The organism is Gracilibacillus phocaeensis (genome assembly GCF_900626275.1).
Taxonomy (GTDB): domain Bacteria; phylum Bacillota; class Bacilli; order Bacillales; family Amphibacillaceae; genus Gracilibacillus; species Gracilibacillus timonensis.
In genome coordinates this window covers 278,111-297,394 of the sequence record NZ_LR131142.1, presented here as the reverse complement: position 1 = coordinate 297,394, position 19,284 = coordinate 278,111, and the positions used below count along the sequence as shown (strand labels likewise).

Here is a 19,284-nt window from a genome sequence, read left to right as displayed (position 1 = left end):
CTACAACTCTATTCTCGCATTTCTTCCCATTCCGCTTTTGCATTTTCAATGACTTCATCCCATGACTCTTGATCACCGAGATACCCTTGCATACCAGAAGCTAAATTTTCTGACCATCCCACTGGAAACCCTGGAAAGACAAATCCTACTGTATTTTCTTCTAACTTATACTCAAAAACCTCCTTTGAAATCGATGTTGCTTTTTCTGGGTCAAAGCCTCTATAAGCTGGAACATAATTCAAATGTTCTTGAAAGGCAGCAATACCTTCTTCTGATGTATACATCCAATCAAAGAAGTCCTTAGCCGCCTGAACTACTTCGTCGTCAAAGTTATTATTAATCAGCCAATAATGCGGTACTCCAACAGGAATACTGCCTTCATACCCTTCGATAGGGATTGGAAGCATACCAATATTATTATTAGCAAACTCTTCATCCATTTGTTGGAGGGTTGGATAAATCCAGTTCCCTTGTTGAATCATAGCTACTTCTTCCATAGCAAAATACTGCTCAACTTGCTGAGAATAATCCATATTTAATGTTGGCTGAATAGAATACTCATTCTGTAAGTCCAATACTTTCTTTAACTCATTCGATTTTTCAAATGCAATTGAATCACTTTGATACATTTCTGACACACTATTATTAACATCTGGAGACATGAATGCACTCGCTAAATGTTGACTAAGAACCCACCATTCAGCACCAGGAAGTGCAATTGGCGCTTGTATACCTAGATCTTCTTTCTGAGAATCTAGAGTCTGGAGAGCTTCTTCTAAATCATCAAATGTTAAAATATCATCAGGATTAATTCCAGCTTCCTCAAAAATTCTTTTATTATATATAAAGCCATATCCTTCTTGATTTAATGGCAGCCCAAAAACACCGTCTTCATTACTAACACCATCCAATGTGCCATCCAGCGCTTGCGATACCGCTTCCATATCAGATAAATCAGTTAAATTCTCTTGATAATCCTCCGCTCTTCCTAAATTATCTACGGTAAACACTACTGGCTCATCACCAGATGTAAACCTAGAACGTAATGCCGTCTGATAATCTGATCCGGCACCCACTCCAGAAAAATCAATATTCACATCTGGATTTTGTTCTTCATATAACTCACCTAATGCCTTAAATTCATTAATAAATTCTACTTGTCCTTGAAATATCTCTACCGTGATTTGATCCTCTGCTTCGGCTTCCTCTCCACTATCATCACTTTCAGATGAACAAGCAACCAAACCACTTAACATCACAAACATAAAAACCGTTACTATCCATATTTTTTTCACATTCTCACTTCCAATCTAATTTAATTGCTTACTTTAATGACACTCTTAATGAAGCCATTTGGTTTTGTAGATATATTTTTAAATCCTTGGTCTACTTCTTCTAATGAATACACATCTGTAATCATATCTTTCATATTAAAACGTCCATTTTCTATTAAAGTCATAATAGATTTCATTGCCTCCACATGGACTCGATTCCTTCGTTCATGGGCATTAATAACCGTTAGAGCTTTCCAATTCCATAGCTGCATGTTAATCTCTCTAATCCCCTGATTACTTTGATGATAGCCAACAATAGACAAAACTCCATGAGCAGCAGCCATATTACCTGCCAGCTCTAATCCATGAGGAGATCCGGTGGTGTCTACACTAACATCAACACCTTGTCCTATTTCTGACCATTTCTTTACTTTATATTTTTCTGGCACTTCATTAGCGAGATACACCTCATCTGCCCCAAAGCGCTTAGCGTTCTCCAAACTTTCCCTCCTAACATCAATCGCTATGATCCTGCCAGCACCTTTATTTTTCATTAATTGCATAAAACCCAACCCCACAAAACCAAGTCCAATAATCGCTACGGTATCTCCAAAGTTCACAATAGTTCGCGAGGCACCACTGACCAAACATGAAAGTGGTTCTCCAATAGAGTCTATATTTTCTAACCCATCAGGCACCTTTAAAATATCCCGATAATCAGCTACGGTGAATTCTGCAAATGCCTGATGGAATATGCCTGTCACTCGATCTCCTTTGCTAAAACCTTTGACATTATTACCTACTTCTTCTATCACACCCATCCCCTCATGCCCCAGAATTCTTTGCTCTTTCTTTACTGCACCCTGTCGCCAGGGGGATAATTCTGAGGCACATACCCCACAATACTTAACTTTTATCAACACTTGATCACTATTTACCTTTGGCTTTGGTATTTCCATCACTTGGTTTTGTTCAGGTCCCGTTAATATTGACGCTTTCATTGTTACCAACTCCTACTATATAGTAACCGGTTGACATTGAACTTGACCGACATTGCTTATGGTTCTATTCTATTTCTTTCATGTTAACTCTATTGTTTTCCCAATCTGTGCTGATTGATAGATGGCTTCTAGTACCTGTGTTACCTTGAAAGCTTGTTCTGGTAAAACAATTGGTTTTTTATCTTCTAATATCGCTGTAATCCACTGTCCTATTTCACGATCTGCCTCCGTTTCCTCCACTGGTGAAATATAATCAATAGCTGTGTCATCCTGCATTTTCATTTCCATCAAGCTGCCATACTTTTCACCATTAAAGATCAGTTCACGTGCATGGGTTATAGGATTTTTTCTCATCTCAGCCCCACCTTGTGTTCCAGAAAGGGATGTCATTGCTTCACGTTCATCCAATGTATTTAATGCCCAAGCAGCCTCCAAATATATCGTTGCTCCATTCTTCATTTGAATGAAACCGATGGAAGCATCTTCTACTTCAAAAGAATCAGGATCCCATGAGCCAAATGGATTTGCTTTATTTTGATGACGAAGCCGATGGTGAGTCACACCAGTAACAGAAGCTACATTATAATTATCCATACACCATAAGGTTAAATCTAAAGCATGTGTACCGATATCAATCAGAGGGCCACCACCTTGCAACTCCTTATTCATGAATACTCCCCAAGTTGGCACACCTCGTCTTCGCACTGCATGCGCCTTGGCTAAATAGATCTCACCTAAATCACCATACTGACATGCTTCTTTTAAAATAATCGCATCCTTTCGAAAGCGATTTTGATAACCAATAGTCAGTTTTTTACCTGAGTGACGCGTTGCTTCCATCATCTTTTCTGCGTCTTTTGTATTAATAGCCATTGGTTTTTCACACATCACGTGTTTCCCCTGTCGTAATGCTTCAATAGCAATTGGGGCATGCAGTTTATTAGGCGTACAAATATGAACCACATCTATGCCTGGATCTCTAATTAATTCTTCATAATTATTGTATACTTTTGCTTTTTTGTTAACGTGATTCGCTATCTGACGGGCTTTAATTTTACTACCATCACAGAAAGCTGCTAATTCGACTTTGTCACTTATTTTCTTTAATGCTGGTATATGTTTTTGTTGTGCAATTGCACCACAACCCACTATACCAATTTGAAGTTTGTTCAAATATTTGCCTCCCTTTTTTGTAATCGATTACAAATTAATGATAAAAATTATTATTTGTTAGAGCATTTTAAAGATTAATATGCGCTATTCGAAAGTACATAATGCATTCCCATCTCACCTAAACATCTTGAACACAGCTATAAATTATTATCTAATCTTTAAAAAACTCACCCTGAGTGTTTCTCACCCCCTTCTGTTGATTAATTTCATTATACACAACAAAATGTTAAATGTAAATAATTAATTCGCCATTTTGTTGAATTTAAAGTTTTGATCTGCTGCTACTTGTATAATCTGTTGTATAAGATAAAGAAGGGGTCTGACTATGTCCACATTTAGTGAACGACTGAGAGATACTCGTGAGGAAGCTGGATATGAAAAACAAGAAGATTTAGCTAAATTGCTCAATATGTCTACAGCCGGGTATAGTTATTATGAGACCGGCGACAGAGAGCCACCATTAAAAACCTTGCGGAAAATAGCAGACATATTAGATGTATCCATCGACTATCTATTAGATAAAATCGATACACCACAACATCCTGTTAACTATTCTATTACAAATGAAGTCTCATTAAGTGAAGTAGAATTATTAATTGTGAAAGAAATGAAGAAATCCTTGTTCGATAAGGTTAGTGATCAGCCTGAGGAAAATGTGAAGCGACTAGAGAGGTGCTGGGATTTTATTAAGAGTGAAAATGGTTAAAGGGAAAAATAACAAAATTTTAGACAAAGAAAAATCCGAACTTATTAGCAATGATGACATTTCAAATATTAGATCGGATTTTTTTGAGCATATTGAATTTGAGTGAAACTATTTATATCCTTTGGCAGATCATCTTTATCCTTAGGGCCAGAAAGGTCTTTCACAATAGCAACATTTCTGTTTATAACCATTCATCTTAAAATTGTTCAAGGGAGTGTATAACCACCATCCGCTACAAATACCCCTCCCGTTGCATATGATGAGGTATCAGAGGCTAGATACAAGGCAAGACCTTGTAGCTCATCCGGTGTACCGGGTCTTCCCATCGGTGTCATTTCTAACCATGTTCTAACCATGTCACTTTCTTTATTTTCATTAAAATCACTAGCAGTCATTTCTGTTTTAATGTACCCTGGTGCAATTGTATTGACCCTTATGTTGTGTTTCGCCCATTCCAATGCAAGACTTTTCGTTAACATAATAACACCAGCTTTTGATGTATTATACGCTGCCTGACATTGCGGAACATTGACTACTAAACCAGAAATAGAAGAGATATTAATAATAGATCCTTTCTGCTGTTTTATCATTGCCTGCCCCACAGCTTTTGAGACTATAAATACACTATCTAAATTGACATCCATCACGTGTTGCCAATCTTGATAGGTCATTTTTTCTATTTCAATTCTTGCCCCAATCCCAGCATTATTAATTAGAACATCTATATTTCCAAATTCTTCTAATACTTTTTGAACCATGGAATTTACTTGTTCTTCATTTGTTATATCAACTTCCAAAGCTCTAACATGAAAACCAGCTTCTAGAAATTCATTTTCAACTCTTTTGGCTGCAGTAATATTAATATCCGCAATTACAATGTTAGATCCAGCCTCAGCTAGGCCTCTGGCAATGATTTTGCCGATTCCAGAAGCCGCTCCAGTAATAATAGATGTTTTATCGTAGATTTTAAATTTATCTAAAATCATTTTTCAACCACCTCACTTTATTCGATACTAATCTAGTAGCGATTACAGCATTTCACCCAATAATTATCTTGGTAAATGATACAGCCTAACCTTCATTTTTTCGTTTATTTTAATTAACCTTTTACTGCACTGCCTGTTAATGCCTTTACAAAATACTTTTGCATGATAAGACCAAACACTAATGGAGGCAAAATGGCTATAGTAGAGATAGCTGATAATGACGCCCAGAAATATCCTTGTTGTGTCATAAATGTTGCCATGTATACTGGCAAGGTATTCGCATCCATGAAGGTTAATGCAACTGCAAAGAAAAACTCATTCCATGTTAAAACAAACACCAGCAGCCCAGAGGAAATAACACCTAATTTTACTAGAGGTAATACAATTTTAAGAAATATAGAAATATCAGAACATCCATCTATTTTTGCCGCTTCAATAATTTCATAAGGAATCTCTTTTAAGAATGACCTTACCATCCAAACAACTAGAGGTATTCCAATTCCTGTATACAATATGATCAAACCAATCTGGGTATCTACAATTCCTAAAGTTCTAAAGATAATATACACTGGAATTAGAACGGCAACTGGCGGTAATATAATGGTAGAAAGAAACCAAAAATAGATATTATTAGCTTTTTTTTGACTCATGCCTCCAAATGCAATCACATATGCAGCTAGCACCCCAAGAATAAGAGAAAACACTACAGTTAACACAGTAATATAAGTAGAATTCCAAAAATGATGAAAAAAATTACCGCCTAATACTTGTTGATAATTTTCTAAAGTGGGAGTGAAAAAAAGAGAAGGCGGTGTAACATCTTGTTCTTTTTTGAAACTTGTTAAAAACATATACAATAATGGAAATGCGTACAAAACGCCCAGTATTATTGTCAGTGTATTTAGCGAATAAGATTTCAATTTTGCCATTTTAATTCTCCCCCATTCGGCTTTGTAATAGTTTAAATATACTTAACAAAAGCATCAGACTAACAATAACGGAAGCTACAGCCACAACAGAAGCTAATCCCACATCCCATTGAAAAAACGTAATTCGATAGGAATAAAAGGGAAGGTTAGTTGAAGCAATTCCAGGACCACCGTTTGTTGTCACATAAATTAGACCAAATACCTTTAGTATAAAGACTAAACCAAGCATCACTGCTACTTGAATATGATATTGCATTAAGGGTATATCTATTAAAAAGAATTTTTTTACACCAAACGCTCCATCCACTTTGGCGCTATCCTCTATTTCATTCGGGATGCTCTGAACTCCAGCTAAAAAAACTAACACAAAGAATGGTGTCCATTGCCAAACAATTAGCATAATAATAGTTTGTAGTGGATATTTACTAAAAAACTCTACAGCTCCCGTTCCTATAAAGTCTCCTATTACCGCATTCAATCCAAACGATGAATTTAACATTAGAGTTCGCCAAATCACACCAATGACAGCGTCCATAACAAATAATGGCATGATTACCAATGTTCTTATTATATTTACACCTATAAATTTTCGATTTAACAATAAGGCGAACATCATACCTAGAATCGCACAAATCACGACAGATGCCAATGTCATCACTAATAGATTCAGTAACGCAGAGTAAAAGCTAGGATTTTGAAATACACTAATAAAATTACTGATCCCCGCAAACCCATTTTGACTAGGATTCTGTATGTTATATCGAAAAAGGGAAAAAATAATGGTAATTAAAAAAGGCAATTGAGTAACTACAGCCACTACAATAACTCCTGGTAATAAAAAAATCCTCATCATTGACTTGTTATTCGACGGCTTGTCTATTTTTGATATCGAGTTATTTACTGTAACTTGGGTCGGTTTCAAAGTTAGTCCTCCTTATTAAATAATTTGTAATAATATTGGCAGTACTTATTGTACTGCCAATATTACCCTTATTATTTATAGCCAGCATTCACTGCCAATTCTTCTGCTATTCTTTGACAAGCTGCCAATGTCTCATCAATATCCTTCTGTCCAGCTAAGTAAGCAGCTAATTCTTGAGAAATCTGGGTTCCCAAATCAGCATACTCTGGCATTTGCAAGTAAAGAGCTCCTCGGTATGGTACCGGATCTACTGCGGGCTCATTGTAAGTTGCATTTCTCATTGAATCAATCGTTGCTTCTGCAAAAGGAGCTGCCTCCAAATATTCTTCATTTTGGTATGTTGACTCTCTTGTTCCAGGTAAAACCTGTTCCCAACCATGTTCTTCCGCAATTAAATCGATATACGCTTTACTAGTAACCCAAGTTAAAAATTGAAATGCATTTTCCTTGTTTTCAGATGAAGAGGTTAATGCCAATGCCCAGCCTCCAATACCACCAGTGTTGCCTCTTTCGTCCGATGGCGCTTTGGCATAACCAATCTTGTCTTGCACATTAGAATCCTCTGATTCAAAGGTAGCGCCTGAGACGCTTGCGTCCATCCACATCGCTGCTTCTTCACCTGACATCAATGCGAGCGCTTCCGTATAACCTGTAGTTACAGGTTCAGGCTGACCTGCTTCTGATAAAATATCTTTATAAAATTCAAACGCAGCTTTCATTTCAGGAGTTTCAAATTGGGCATTCCAATCCTCATCATACCAACGTGCTCCAAAGGCATTTAAAATCGGATTCATAATAACCATATTCTGTCCCCAACCAGTTAATCCTCTTAATACAATTCCATTCATATTGTTGGACGGGTCATGTAGCTCTACAGCAAACTCCCTCACTTCGTCCCAAGTAGGTTCATCTGGCATTTCTAATCCAGCATCATCAAATAAATCTTTCCTGTAAAACAGCATCATCGACTCGCTATAAAATGGGAGTCCATATAATTCTTCGTTATATGTTACGGAATCTAGCACTGGTTCTATGAGGTCCCCTCTATCATATTCTGCTTGCTCATCTTCTGTCATACTATCGAAATATGTTTCTAAGGATTCCACATGTCCTTGCTCAGCCCAAGTCGGGATATTAAAATTACTTGCTGTGACAACATCATAAACATCCGTCCCTAAATTAATATCTTGCGTGACTTTTTGTCTGAGTTCTTCTTCAGGTAATACAGTAAATTCTACTTCAATACCTGTCTCTTCTGTAAATTGGGATGATAATTCTTCCATTATTACCATATCAGGATTGTTTACTGTAGCTACCTTAACTGCTTCCCCATTGTTTTCTTCCCCACCATTCCCATTGTCTGAAGACGAATTACATGCAACCATAAAAATAGATAAAGCCAATAACATTACAACAATTAACATCCTGTTGTTACTAATCATATTTCCCACTCCTTGGTTAATTTAGGTTAAACATGCCACACAATTAACATTTATTTTTGAATTCTTAAACTACCCCTTGACAATCCTTTTATTCTTGAGCTTTTTCTTTTTATACTACTCTTAACTAAACCACCTCCTCACCTTCAAAATTTCATTTACACGAGGTTTTGAAATTCACACTAATTATGATGGTGACACTAACACCTTTATATCCTGTTTAGGTTTTCGATCAGTCATATAGAAGGTAAATTCCTCTAAAGTTAATTTCTTAGTTATTAATTTGCTAACGTCTATCTTGCTATGCTGTATAAGCATCAAAGCTTGTTCACACGTAAAACTTGCAGCCATCGTACCAATATAAGACCAATCATTATGATATAAATCAAATGGATTAATCTCTATTTTTTCATGGACAGAAGGTACACCAAATTGTAGTATTCGCGCCCCTGAACCAGCATAATGGAACATTTCTTGCATTACATCTTTTACGCCGGTCGCGTCCACTACAATATCAAATAGATTAGGAAAATATTTCTCACTTAACTTATGATTAAGATCATGATCATTAGTACATACCTTACTTGCACCTATCTTGTTAGCAAAAGCTAATTTTTCCGTTTCTACATCAACTACTACTATTTCCGACACACCGCTTATCTTTAATGCCTGCAATACTAGTAACCCCATCGGTCCTGCTCCGAAAATTAAAGCTTTATCACCCAATTTAGGTTGAACTCTTTCTACAGCATATATAACACACGCCAAAGGCTCCATTAGGCTCGCTGCTTCAAAAGTTACTTGCTCCGGAATTCGATACAAATTAATAGCTGGGACCTTAACATACTCCGCAAATGCGCCATCCATCGCCACCCCAATACCTTTAACATTCTTACATTGATTAAACTTCTTATTTCTACAGTAGTAACATTTTCTACAATAAATAGCTGGGTCAACTGTTACTCTGTCTCCAACATTCCAGTTTTTCACATCTTCACCTATCTCATAAACCCTACCTGAGAACTCATGACCCCCAATGATTGGATAATTGGATATATAATCCCCAGTAAATATATGATAGTCTGTCCCACAGATACCACAACACTCCACCTTAATAGTGACCTCTTCTTTTTCTGGGCTTGGATATGGAGTTTCTATTACAGATATACTTTGAGGCTCTTGAAAAGAAACTGCTTTCATCTACTGATACCCCCTCTTATTTTCACTGAGTTAGTACTTTGCTATTAAAATTCTATAAATCAGCTGCATAGTTACGATTGATGAAATCTACTATATTCAAACTTTCAATATAATTATTTATGACTACCAAGGCAGCACCTCTCAGAATACCATCTTCCTTATATTTGGAAAATTTCAAATCTACTGAATCAATCACATCTGCGGGCAAACTCTGATATAAATTAGCTTTAAGCTGACTTAGAAATTTTTCCGACCTAATCACTTCATCACCTAAAACGATTACATTTGGATTAATTAAATAAAGTAAATTTCTAATCCCATAAGAAAGGTACCAACACATTTTATTAACTGCCCATACAGCTAACGGATCATCTTCATCATACAATTGATAAATTTCTTGTAAATCACTGTTCTCTGTAATCTTACTCTCAGGAAATTCATACAATCGCTCTTCAATAGATTCCAAAATCTCTCTAGGAGAAGCATAACTCTCGAAAATACCTTGACTTTTATTTTTGACTTTTTTGGAATTGAAATTAATACCCATATGTCCTATCTCTCCAGCTAAACCTATACTACCTCGTAGCAATGCTCCATCAATCACAATTCCCCCGCCAATCCCTACTTCAAAGTTTATATTCAACATAACTCCTTTACTTTGTTTTGTTTCCTTAACATAATCATTCCATTCATTAATAGCAGAAACATTCGTATCGTGTTCGATATAAACTTTCACATCTGGAAATTGACTTTGTAATTCTTCTCGAAAATCAACTTTTGCAAACTCAGGCATGTCATATACATTTGCGATTGTACGATTTTCCTTTATTATTAAAGGACCAATCATAGAAATAGATATCCCCAATATTTTGTTAAATTCACATTTATTCATCATTTTTTTAACGCCATTAAAAATGATATCTAGTAATTCAGCTATAGTAGTACTTTCATTAATTTTTGCTTTTTCTAATTCGACTATATCTGCATGCACATCACAAATAGCAAATAATATTTCTTCTCTATTGATCCTAATTGTTATAATGCTTGCATCTTTTAAATCTAAAGAAAGACCATTTATTTTTCTTCCGTTATTTCCTTTAAAAGATTCGTGTTCTTGAATAACACCCATTCCTTTAAATTCACTCACAATATTAGTAATAGTAGCTTTGTTTAATCCACTTTCCTCCACTAGATTAGTTCTTGAAATCACTTTATGTTTTAATAATAAATTCAAGATAAGACTTCTATTCACTTTTTTAACACCATCAATATTTTGCGCACGTCTCATAAATTTAGTGCCTCCATTTTGTTTATATGATAAATTTTGATAGTTATTTTACCACAAAAATGTTTATGCGATAAATTTATTCCCTTGTATGTAGACCAATATATATTAAAAAGTAAACGCTGTCAATTAAAAATTTAAATAAAAAGGGTAAAAATTAATGGTGAATACATAATTTGAAGTTGCTTATTGGTAAATTCTTATCTATTAATGTTGACATGATAAACTTTTTTTCTTAATATATATTTATATTAGTTTGAAATATTCAACTTTATAATCAATATTAAAGGAGTGATACTATGCAAAAGACGATGAAAACCGCTGTCATGAATACTATAAGTAAATTTGATTTTGAAGAAAAACCTATCCCTGAAGTTAAAGATCATGAAGTCCTTGTAAGATTGGACTATGTTGGCATATGTGGATCAGATGCTCATTTGTTTGAAAACGGTGCCATAGGGGATAAGAAAGTTACCGAACCTATAGTACTAGGGCATGAACCCGGAGGAGTTGTAGAGGATGTGGGTAAGTATGTAGATAATCTAAAAATAGGAGATCGTGTTGCTATTGAACCTGGCATTCCATGTTATCATTGTGAATTCTGTAAACAAGGAAAATACAATCTTTGCCCAAATGTTTATTTCTATGCCTCATTACCTGTTGTAGAAGGATGTTTTGCTGAATTTATCTCGCACCCTGCCAATCTTTGTTATAAACTTCCCGATAATGTAAGTACTTTGGAAGGTGCATTAATGGAACCGTTAGCAGTAGGAATGCACGCTGTTCTGCAATCAGACGCAAAAATAGGCACTTCTGCAGTTATTATCGGGGCAGGAGCCATCGGTCTAGTGACGATGTTATCTCTTAAAAGTATCGGTATTAATGATATTACCATTATAGATTTAGCTTCAAATCGATTAGATAAAGCTTTGGAACTTGGCGCAGCAAATGTTATCAATGCTGCTGAACAACATCCGATTCAAAGAGTTTTAGAGTTAACTAATGGGATTGGAGCTGACTATGTATTTGAGACAGCTGGTTCTGAAATAGCAATTCAACAAGCCAGCAAAATGACAAAGCGGGGAGGCACACTAACATTAGTTGGTTACACATCTAGTGGAGAAGCCAAAATGCATGTTAATTGGATTATCGATAACGAAATAACTATCAAAACTGTATTCAGATATCGTAATATTTATCCCAAAGTGATTGATGCAGTATCCAAAGGGATCATTCCATTAAAATCAATTGCTTCACATATCTATGATTTTAAAGATATTCAAATTGGGATGGAACATGCAATTAATAGGAAAGATGAAGTAACAAAATGTGTCATAAAAATAAATGAAACAACAGAATAAGTATCTATTAAAGCTTTCGCCAAAGGAGGGATTATTATTAGCCACTCATTAAAAGCAATAGTAGCAGGTGTAGATTTTGGAAGCGATTCTGTCAGAGTAATTATGGCAAATCCCTATTCCGGAGATACAATAAGTAGTGCGTCACAATATTACAAACGTTGGGCTAAGGGAGAGTATTGCTCTCCTATTCACAGCCAATTTAGGCAACACCCTTTAGATTATATAGAATCCTTTATCTCAGCCTTTCGAGAAGCACTTACTGAGGTTGGAGAAAATGCGGGAGTTTTACTAAAAGGAATCGGCATTGATACTACCGGCTCCACTCCATGTCCAGTAGATGAGTATGGCACACCACTAGCTCTTTTAGATTCTTTTTCCGAAAATCCAAATGCTATGTTCCACTTATGGAAAGACCATACAGCAATTGAGGAAGCAAAAGAACTTAATGACATACTATCTAAACAAACGATTGATTATACAAAATTCCAGGGCACCTACTCTTCTGAATGGTTTTGGGCCAAGATACTACGTACAATCCGCGTGGATAAAGAAATTAAATCTGCTGCCTACACATGGGTAGAGCATGCTGATTGGTTCCCTAATTTGTTAACCGGAAATACTTACCCTAACTCCATGTACCGCTCTTCTTGCGCAGCAGGGCACAAAGCATTATGGCATAGTGAATTTAATGGACTTCCTGCTAAAGAATGTTTATCTACTTTAGATAGCTATTTAGGTTTAATAGTTGATCGCTATGAGCAGAGACCAAAAAATGCTGACACAGCTATTGGAACTATCTCCGAAGAGTGGTCCAATATATTAGGGATAAATAAACAAACCATTATCTCAGGAAGCTCCTTTGATGCCCACGCTGGTGCAGTAGGAGCTGGAATTACTCCCAATACACTGGTTAAAGTTGCAGGGACTTCTACTGTAGACATGTTAATCGCAAAACCTGAAGAAGTAAGAGGAAAAGATTTAAGGCATATTTGTGGACAGGCTGAAGATTCAATTATACCCGGTTACACTGGTATTGAAGCTGGGCAAGCAGCATTTGGTGATATTTACGCATGGTATAAAGAATTACTCATTTGGCCAATAAGAAACTATTTAGAATCCTCAACAATACTGACTAAACAACAAAAAAATAGAATGTTAAAAGAATATTCTGATAATTTATTGTTTGATCTAGAGAAAGCTATTAGAACTGACATAGGTAAGCAAGAGCAAATTGTTAGCCTTGATTGGTTTAATGGAAGAAGGTACCCAGTCCTAAACGAAAATGTGAAAGGCTCTATTTCAGGACTCAGTTTAGGCACGACCGCACCAGATATTTATCAATCACTTATTTTAGCTACTATATTTGGTTCTAAAAAAATATTTAACAGCTGGATTAATAATGGATTTAAAATCGATAAACTAATATTAATTGGTGGAATTTCACAAAAATCTCCTTATATTATGCAGTTAATGGCAGATATATTAAATCGTCCGATCATGGTATGCCAAGAGGAGCAAGTTTGTGCTAAAGGGGCATCTATTTATGCCAGTGTAGCATCGGGAATTTATGAGGATATCCCTACAGCTCAACAAGCATTTTGCCCTCCATATCAGGCTGATTATATACCAGACACAAAAAATAGAAACGACTATGAAGCTGCCTATCATAAATATTTAGAGTTGGGAGAATCTATTGAATCAATAAGTTAACTGAGAAGGGATGTTTTTTTATGTATAATTATCTAGATCAATTAGCAATAAATTCAATACGTTCATTATCTATTGACATGACTGAAAAAGCCAATTCAGGGCATCCAGGAATGCCTTTAGGAAGCGCTCCAATGGCATATGTACTTTGGACAAGGTTTATGAACCATGATCCGCAAACCCCTGATTGGTTTAATCGTGATCGCTTTGTCCTTTCTGCAGGACATGGATCTGCGCTATTATATAGCTTATTACATCTATCTGGTTACAATTTATCGTTGAATGACCTAAAAGACTTCCGACAATGGGAAAGTAATACACCGGGACACCCTGAATTTGGTCACACCCCCGGAGTAGATGCCACAACTGGACCACTTGGTCAAGGTCTCGGAATGGCAGTTGGAATGGCAATGACTGAAAGCCATACTGCAAATACGTATAATCAATCAGGCTTTGACCTCATCAATCATTTCACCTATTCTATCTGTGGAGATGGAGATTTAATGGAAGGGGTTTCTTCTGAAGCAGCCTCTTTAGCAGGACATCTAAAGCTGGGAAAGCTAATCGTATTATATGATTCCAATGACATTTCTTTAGATGGTGATCTAAGTCAATCATTCTCTGAAAATATAAAGGATCGCTTTGAAGCTTACGGATGGCAATATATTTCAGTAAAAGATGGTAATGACCTGGGCGAGATTACTACTGCCTTAACCAAGGCTCAAACAGACCTAACAAGACCTAGCTTAATAGAAGTAAAAACTATTATTGGATATGGTTCCCCAAATAAAGCAGGGAAATCCATCGCTCACGGGTCTCCCCTAGGATATGCTGAAGCTCAACTAACTAAACAAACTTACCATTGGCCATACGATGAAGCATTTTTCATACCAGAAGAGGTTTATGAATACTTCCAAAAACATGTAAAGATACCAGGAAGCGAACATAAACAGAATTGGGAGAAGCGGCGTAGAGACTATCAAACTGCTTTTCCTGAATTAGCAGAACAACTTAAGTTAGCTATTACAGGGGAATTGCCAACAGCTTGGGATAATCAAGCTCCGCTTTACCAAGCACCATCAAGCTTAGCTACTAGAGCAGCCTCTAGCGAAACAATCAATGCTGTGGCTCCTCATTTGCCTTTTCTAATTGGAGGATCTGCTGATCTGGCTTCTTCTAATAAAACGATGATGGATAATAGTGAGGATTTTACATCCACCTCTTACCATGGACGAAATATTTGGTTTGGTGTGCGTGAATTTGCAATGGGTGCTGCCATAAACGGTATGGCCTTACACGGAGGTGTGAAAGTATTTGGAGGAACATTCTTGGTATTTTCTGATTACTTACGACCGGCAATTCGTTTAGCAGCATTAATGAGACTTCCTGTTACCTACGTTTTCACACATGATAGTATCGCAGTAGGTGAGGATGGACCTACCCACGAACCAATTGAACATTTGGCTGCACTACGAGCAATACCTAACCTTTCTGTGATTCGTCCAGCAGATGGTAACGAAACAGTCGCCGCTTGGAAACTTGCATTACAATCTCAACATACACCTACAGCTCTTATCTTAGGAAGACAAGCTGTTCCAACCATCACCAATACTGCCCAATCTACCTATGAAGGGGTATCTAAAGGAGCCTATATTATTTCAGCAGCTACTTCATATAAGCCTGAAGCATTACTACTTGCCTCTGGCTCAGAAGTAAGTTTGGCTATTAAGGCTCAAACTCTACTGTCACAAGAAGGTATTGAGACGGCTGTTATCAGCATGCCGTCATGGGATCGGTTTGAACAACAACCGCAAGAATATAAAGATGTCATATTTCCGAAGCAAGTAAATAAACGATTGGCTATTGAGATGGGATCATCGATGGGATGGGATCGTTATACAGGTGATCATGGACAAATATTATCAATCAATCGATTTGGCGCTTCTGCTCCTGGTGACACGGTTATCGAAAAATATGGTTTTACAGTTGAGAATATCGTACAACATGTGAAAGGGCTCATTTAATGTACTCTAAAGATATTACCTTGTTATAGACCTTTATTTTATACAAGTAGGTTGGTATTCCTACCTATCATTTTCGCTGTTATAGTTATTTAATAGAAGAATCAATCTACTGTTGACTATTCTATTACAAATGAAATCTCATTAAGTGAAGCAGAGTCATTAGTTGTGAAGGAAATGAAGAAATCCCTGTTCGATAAGGTTAGTGGTCAGCCTGAGGAAAATGTGAAGCGGCTAGAGAGATGCTGGGATTTTATTGAGAGTGAGAATGGTTAAGGGAAAAAACAACAAAATTTTAACTAAAGAAAAATCCGATCTAATCTTTGCAATTCTTGCATTGCGAATTAGTTCGGATTTTTAATGATAGAATAGCCATGCTTTCGTTGATATAACTACGATTTTGTTTTTATTCATTTATTTACGACTGTCTTTGATTTTGACAACAACACGAAATTGCCGCTCCGGGTGTGTCTCTTTATTGGCATATTGAATGCGCGTTTCTAAGATATTTTCGTGACCAAAATAAAGCAATGTGCTTAGCAAGGCATTTTTATCCTTGGGAACATAACCAATCTTTCGTTCTTGATAGTAAATCGCAACAGCTTCTGGATCATACGGGTTATCCGCTTCGGAAACTAAATCAACCGTTCTGCCCAGCGTTAATTCTTCAATTACATCCAGACCGTCATAATAGGTGAAACCAGCAACATGAAAGTCCATTAAGTGTCTACTTTTTTCATATGTATATTCTTTGATGGATTGGATCATTTCTTCTTTGCTTTTGCCTTCCATTATGTAGCCTCCCTCGTTATGTTTTAAATGCTTTTCTCACAGTCTTTGATGATGATGATGAACTTATTATTGATTCTCCTACCCAGACTAACACCTTATTCCCTTCTGACGATTCCCAATAAAATGGGGTTTGCTTTTGATTCAGCGGAAATAAGCCATGGTGTGGATGGATGCATGAAAATAAATATTCCACTCCATTTTGATACAATGATTCTGCATAGCCCCAGACATACCCATTAATATCTGCTGTCATGGCGCTAGTAGGTCTGTATCGTCAACAACCCATGACGGAAATCACAGGCTTGTAAGGTCTTGCAACCTTTGGAATTTACAGCGGACAACAAGATCAGTGTCTTGCCCTTTACATCACGCGAGAGATACTGTTTGGGCTCCAAGCAACCCGTTTGTATGATTTAAACCACAATGGTTGGTGGTACAATTTCTTCTTTTGTATATTTTTCTCCGTATTGTTTCAGGTTGCATGCGGCATTGATATCTCGGTCATGATGATGACCACAAGAAGGGCAGTCCCATTCTCTTATAGTTACATTACCTTTTAGTGCCCTATTCTGATGGCCACAGGTGGAACATAACTGGGTAGACGCAAAGTTTTTTGGTGCTTGGACAACATATTTTCCTTGTTGTTCCAATTTGTAGGTTAGATACAGACGGAAATGACCAAAACCATTATCCTGCTGATTGTTAGCATAATATTTATTTTGTCCTACAGCACGTAAGTCTAGATGTTCTACCACCACCATGTCATACCGTTTCGCAAGCGCATAAGCTTTCTTGTGTAGCCAATCTTTTCGTTGGTTGACTACTTTCCTTTGTAACCTGGAAACCACAAGACGTTGTTTCTCCCAACGTTTTGATTCCTTTTTTCTGCGTGATAATATGCGTTGTTCTTTCGCTAGACGTTCTTTCATTTTCCGATAGTAGTGAGGATAATTGGCTTTCTTACCCTCATTGTCTACGAAAAAGTGAGATTGAGAATAGTCTAGTCCTAGAATACGGGCAGGTGTCCCAATGCTTTCTATTTCCAATGGGAATGCCACCCCAATAGACACGTCAAATTGTCCTTTCGCGTTCATCGTCACCGTGACATTTTTTATTTTACTGTTTTTTGGTAAGTCTCTATGCTTGTTTAGCTTGAATCCCACTACTTTTACAGAAGATTTTTGTGCTGATGGAAGATATAATATGTCATCTTTTATATAGATAGTTCCGTTTTGATTACATGTCGTATAACTGGATTTGCTGCCTTTACGGGAATGAAACGTTGGCATGCCTTTCAAATCACGGAAGGTTGGTTCTATCCCTAAGGTTTTTTGTCGTTTTAAAGCAGACCTCTTATATTGTTTCTTATACGCTACTTTATTAAACGCCATTATCGCCTTTTTGAAATGTTGTTTGGCCTCATTGGAAGCATAGGCATCGACAAGATACAAATAAGCTACATGATCCTTATTAACACATTGTTTTTTGAACATAGAAACAGTAGGCATACCCATCTTCTTTAAAGAAGGGAGTTTGTCTCCTATTTGATAATGATTCTTTTCCAAATAATCGTATAAATGAGCTACATGTAGATTATATATTTTGCGGTCGGCACCGAAGCATTGACGTACATACCTTTCCACTTCTGGAGAAATAGGAGCAGCACGATAGACATAACCACGGTTTACTATGTGAAGCATTGGTTGCACCTCCTGGCCTTTTTGTTTTCAGGAAAGCGTTTACGCTGTTTTCTAGCTAAATGCCCCTTTAAGGTCGTCACAATCGTTGGGATATAATGCGGGGGTTAATATGAATAGGCTATTTATCAGTTTCTATTTCCTTAATCCTGTGTCTATTATACTATGTATCATGTGATATGTATAAAGATAAACATTGATTTATCCATGATTTTATTCTTTTTCAAATATTAACTGTGATTTTAGCCAAGAAAGACAGAGAAGGTCGGACAATGAAGGTCGCAGAAGCTAACCTTTGTCCGAAGCCGATTCATCTCACGACTAAAGACTCCGTTCGTTCTAAACCTTCTTCCAATTTTTGATTCAACACTGCTTGATCAACGAGTTCTGTCATATTTAAATAATTTCCAGATACATCGATTTCTCCACTCTGCACATATTTTTTAAAATTGTTTATATAGACTTGATTGGCCGAATTCATAAAATATTCGACTTGCCACGTATTCTCACACGTCCAGCGGAACCCTTCCCACTCTGGAGCACGTCCTTGATGAATCATATCAATCGCTTGCTTGATAAAATCCAAATGGTAGCGTTCAATCTTTTCCTGACGTTCTGTATAGCCTATATCGGTATGAGAATGATGAACAACATAGATTTTCATTTTCTTTGGCACTATTATCCCTGCCCTTTCTTATTTTATTTCGATAAGAATCTATTAGTATCAAAATGTCACTGCAAGTAACAGTACAGGCACGAACTGCGGTAATGGTAATAAGTTGGATTTCAAT

Annotated in this window: 17 protein-coding genes; 4 read left to right on the top strand and 13 right to left on the bottom strand. The window is 36.6% G+C overall.

Going from position 1 to position 19,284, the window contains the following annotated elements; translation table 11 throughout:
* Nucleotides 1-8: 8 nt before the first annotated feature.
* From E0E32_RS03595 to E0E32_RS03585, 3 genes are all read right to left on the bottom strand, one after another.
* Entirely contained in the window at nt 9-1,295 is a 1,287-nt protein-coding gene (locus tag E0E32_RS03595; protein WP_286171688.1) for an ABC transporter substrate-binding protein, read from the bottom strand.
* Nucleotides 1,296-1,315: 20 nt separating this feature from the next.
* Nucleotides 1,316-2,275: a zinc-binding dehydrogenase gene (locus E0E32_RS03590; protein ID WP_130858991.1), complete on the bottom strand. Its 960-nt coding sequence runs from the start codon at nt 2,273-2,275 to the stop codon at nt 1,316-1,318.
* Nucleotides 2,276-2,353: 78 nt separating this feature from the next.
* Nucleotides 2,354-3,448 carry a Gfo/Idh/MocA family protein gene (locus E0E32_RS03585; RefSeq protein ID WP_130858990.1) on the bottom strand — a complete coding sequence of 365 codons (1,095 nt, stop codon included), beginning with the start codon at nt 3,446-3,448 and terminating at the stop codon, nt 2,354-2,356.
* A 325-nt stretch (nt 3,449-3,773) separates the two neighbouring features.
* Here E0E32_RS03585 and E0E32_RS03580 point away from each other — a divergent pair, with 325 nt between their 5' ends.
* Nucleotides 3,774-4,154 (top strand): helix-turn-helix domain-containing protein, encoded by a 381-nt coding sequence (locus E0E32_RS03580; RefSeq protein WP_130858989.1) that lies wholly within the window; start codon nt 3,774-3,776, stop codon nt 4,152-4,154.
* 206 nt (nt 4,155-4,360) lie between these two features.
* Here E0E32_RS03580 and E0E32_RS03575 read toward each other — a convergent pair whose 3' ends face one another.
* The 6 genes from E0E32_RS03575 to E0E32_RS03550 all read right to left on the bottom strand — a co-directional run bounded on the left by E0E32_RS03575 (nt 4,361) and on the right by E0E32_RS03550 (nt 10,918).
* Complete coding sequence (locus tag E0E32_RS03575) at nt 4,361-5,140, bottom strand: SDR family NAD(P)-dependent oxidoreductase (RefSeq protein ID WP_130858988.1); 780 nt, start codon at nt 5,138-5,140, stop codon at nt 4,361-4,363.
* A 113-nt stretch (nt 5,141-5,253) separates the two neighbouring features.
* Nucleotides 5,254-6,069, bottom strand: coding sequence for a carbohydrate ABC transporter permease (locus E0E32_RS03570; protein ID WP_130858987.1), 816 nt, complete (start codon nt 6,067-6,069; stop codon nt 5,254-5,256).
* A gap of 1 nt (nt 6,070) precedes the next feature.
* Complete coding sequence (locus E0E32_RS03565) at nt 6,071-6,991, bottom strand: carbohydrate ABC transporter permease (RefSeq protein ID WP_130858986.1); 921 nt, start codon at nt 6,989-6,991, stop codon at nt 6,071-6,073.
* A gap of 71 nt (nt 6,992-7,062) precedes the next feature.
* Nucleotides 7,063-8,433, bottom strand: a complete 1,371-nt coding sequence (locus E0E32_RS03560) for an ABC transporter substrate-binding protein (RefSeq protein WP_130858985.1) — start codon at nt 8,431-8,433, stop codon at nt 7,063-7,065.
* A gap of 183 nt (nt 8,434-8,616) precedes the next feature.
* Nucleotides 8,617-9,630, bottom strand: coding sequence for a zinc-dependent alcohol dehydrogenase family protein (locus tag E0E32_RS03555; protein ID WP_130858984.1), 1,014 nt, complete (start codon nt 9,628-9,630; stop codon nt 8,617-8,619).
* A 52-nt stretch (nt 9,631-9,682) separates the two neighbouring features.
* Nucleotides 9,683-10,918, bottom strand: coding sequence for an ROK family protein (locus E0E32_RS03550; RefSeq protein WP_130858983.1), 1,236 nt, complete (start codon nt 10,916-10,918; stop codon nt 9,683-9,685).
* 296 nt (nt 10,919-11,214) lie between these two features.
* Between E0E32_RS03550 and E0E32_RS03545 the strand changes: the two genes are divergently transcribed.
* Genes E0E32_RS03545 through tkt form a run of 3 tightly spaced genes read left to right on the top strand, consistent with a single transcriptional unit; the run spans nt 11,215 to nt 16,007 of the window.
* Complete coding sequence (locus E0E32_RS03545; RefSeq protein WP_130858982.1) at nt 11,215-12,276, top strand: NAD(P)-dependent alcohol dehydrogenase; 1,062 nt, start codon at nt 11,215-11,217, stop codon at nt 12,274-12,276.
* Nucleotides 12,277-12,282: 6 nt separating this feature from the next.
* Nucleotides 12,283-13,986, top strand: coding sequence for a ribulokinase (locus E0E32_RS03540; RefSeq protein WP_207302266.1), 1,704 nt, complete (start codon nt 12,283-12,285; stop codon nt 13,984-13,986).
* Between the two features lie 20 nt (nt 13,987-14,006).
* Nucleotides 14,007-16,007, top strand: coding sequence for a transketolase (tkt, locus tag E0E32_RS03535; protein WP_130858980.1), 2,001 nt, complete (start codon nt 14,007-14,009; stop codon nt 16,005-16,007).
* 411 nt (nt 16,008-16,418) lie between these two features.
* On the opposite strand, the gene E0E32_RS03530 is transcribed toward tkt, so the two are convergent.
* From E0E32_RS03530 to E0E32_RS03515, 4 genes are all read right to left on the bottom strand, one after another.
* Nucleotides 16,419-16,796 (bottom strand): HIRAN domain-containing protein, encoded by a 378-nt coding sequence (locus E0E32_RS03530; protein ID WP_130858979.1) that lies wholly within the window; start codon nt 16,794-16,796, stop codon nt 16,419-16,421.
* Between the two features lie 16 nt (nt 16,797-16,812).
* Nucleotides 16,813-17,049: a polysaccharide deacetylase family protein gene (locus E0E32_RS03525; RefSeq protein ID WP_286171686.1), complete on the bottom strand. Its 237-nt coding sequence runs from the start codon at nt 17,047-17,049 to the stop codon at nt 16,813-16,815.
* A 160-nt stretch (nt 17,050-17,209) separates the two neighbouring features.
* Nucleotides 17,210-18,496: an RNA-guided endonuclease InsQ/TnpB family protein gene (locus tag E0E32_RS03520; protein WP_130858978.1), complete on the bottom strand. Its 1,287-nt coding sequence runs from the start codon at nt 18,494-18,496 to the stop codon at nt 17,210-17,212.
* 307 nt (nt 18,497-18,803) lie between these two features.
* Nucleotides 18,804-19,169, bottom strand: a complete 366-nt coding sequence (locus E0E32_RS03515; protein ID WP_286171685.1) for a glycoside hydrolase family 38 N-terminal domain-containing protein — start codon at nt 19,167-19,169, stop codon at nt 18,804-18,806.
* Between the last annotated feature and the right edge of the window lie 115 nt (nt 19,170-19,284).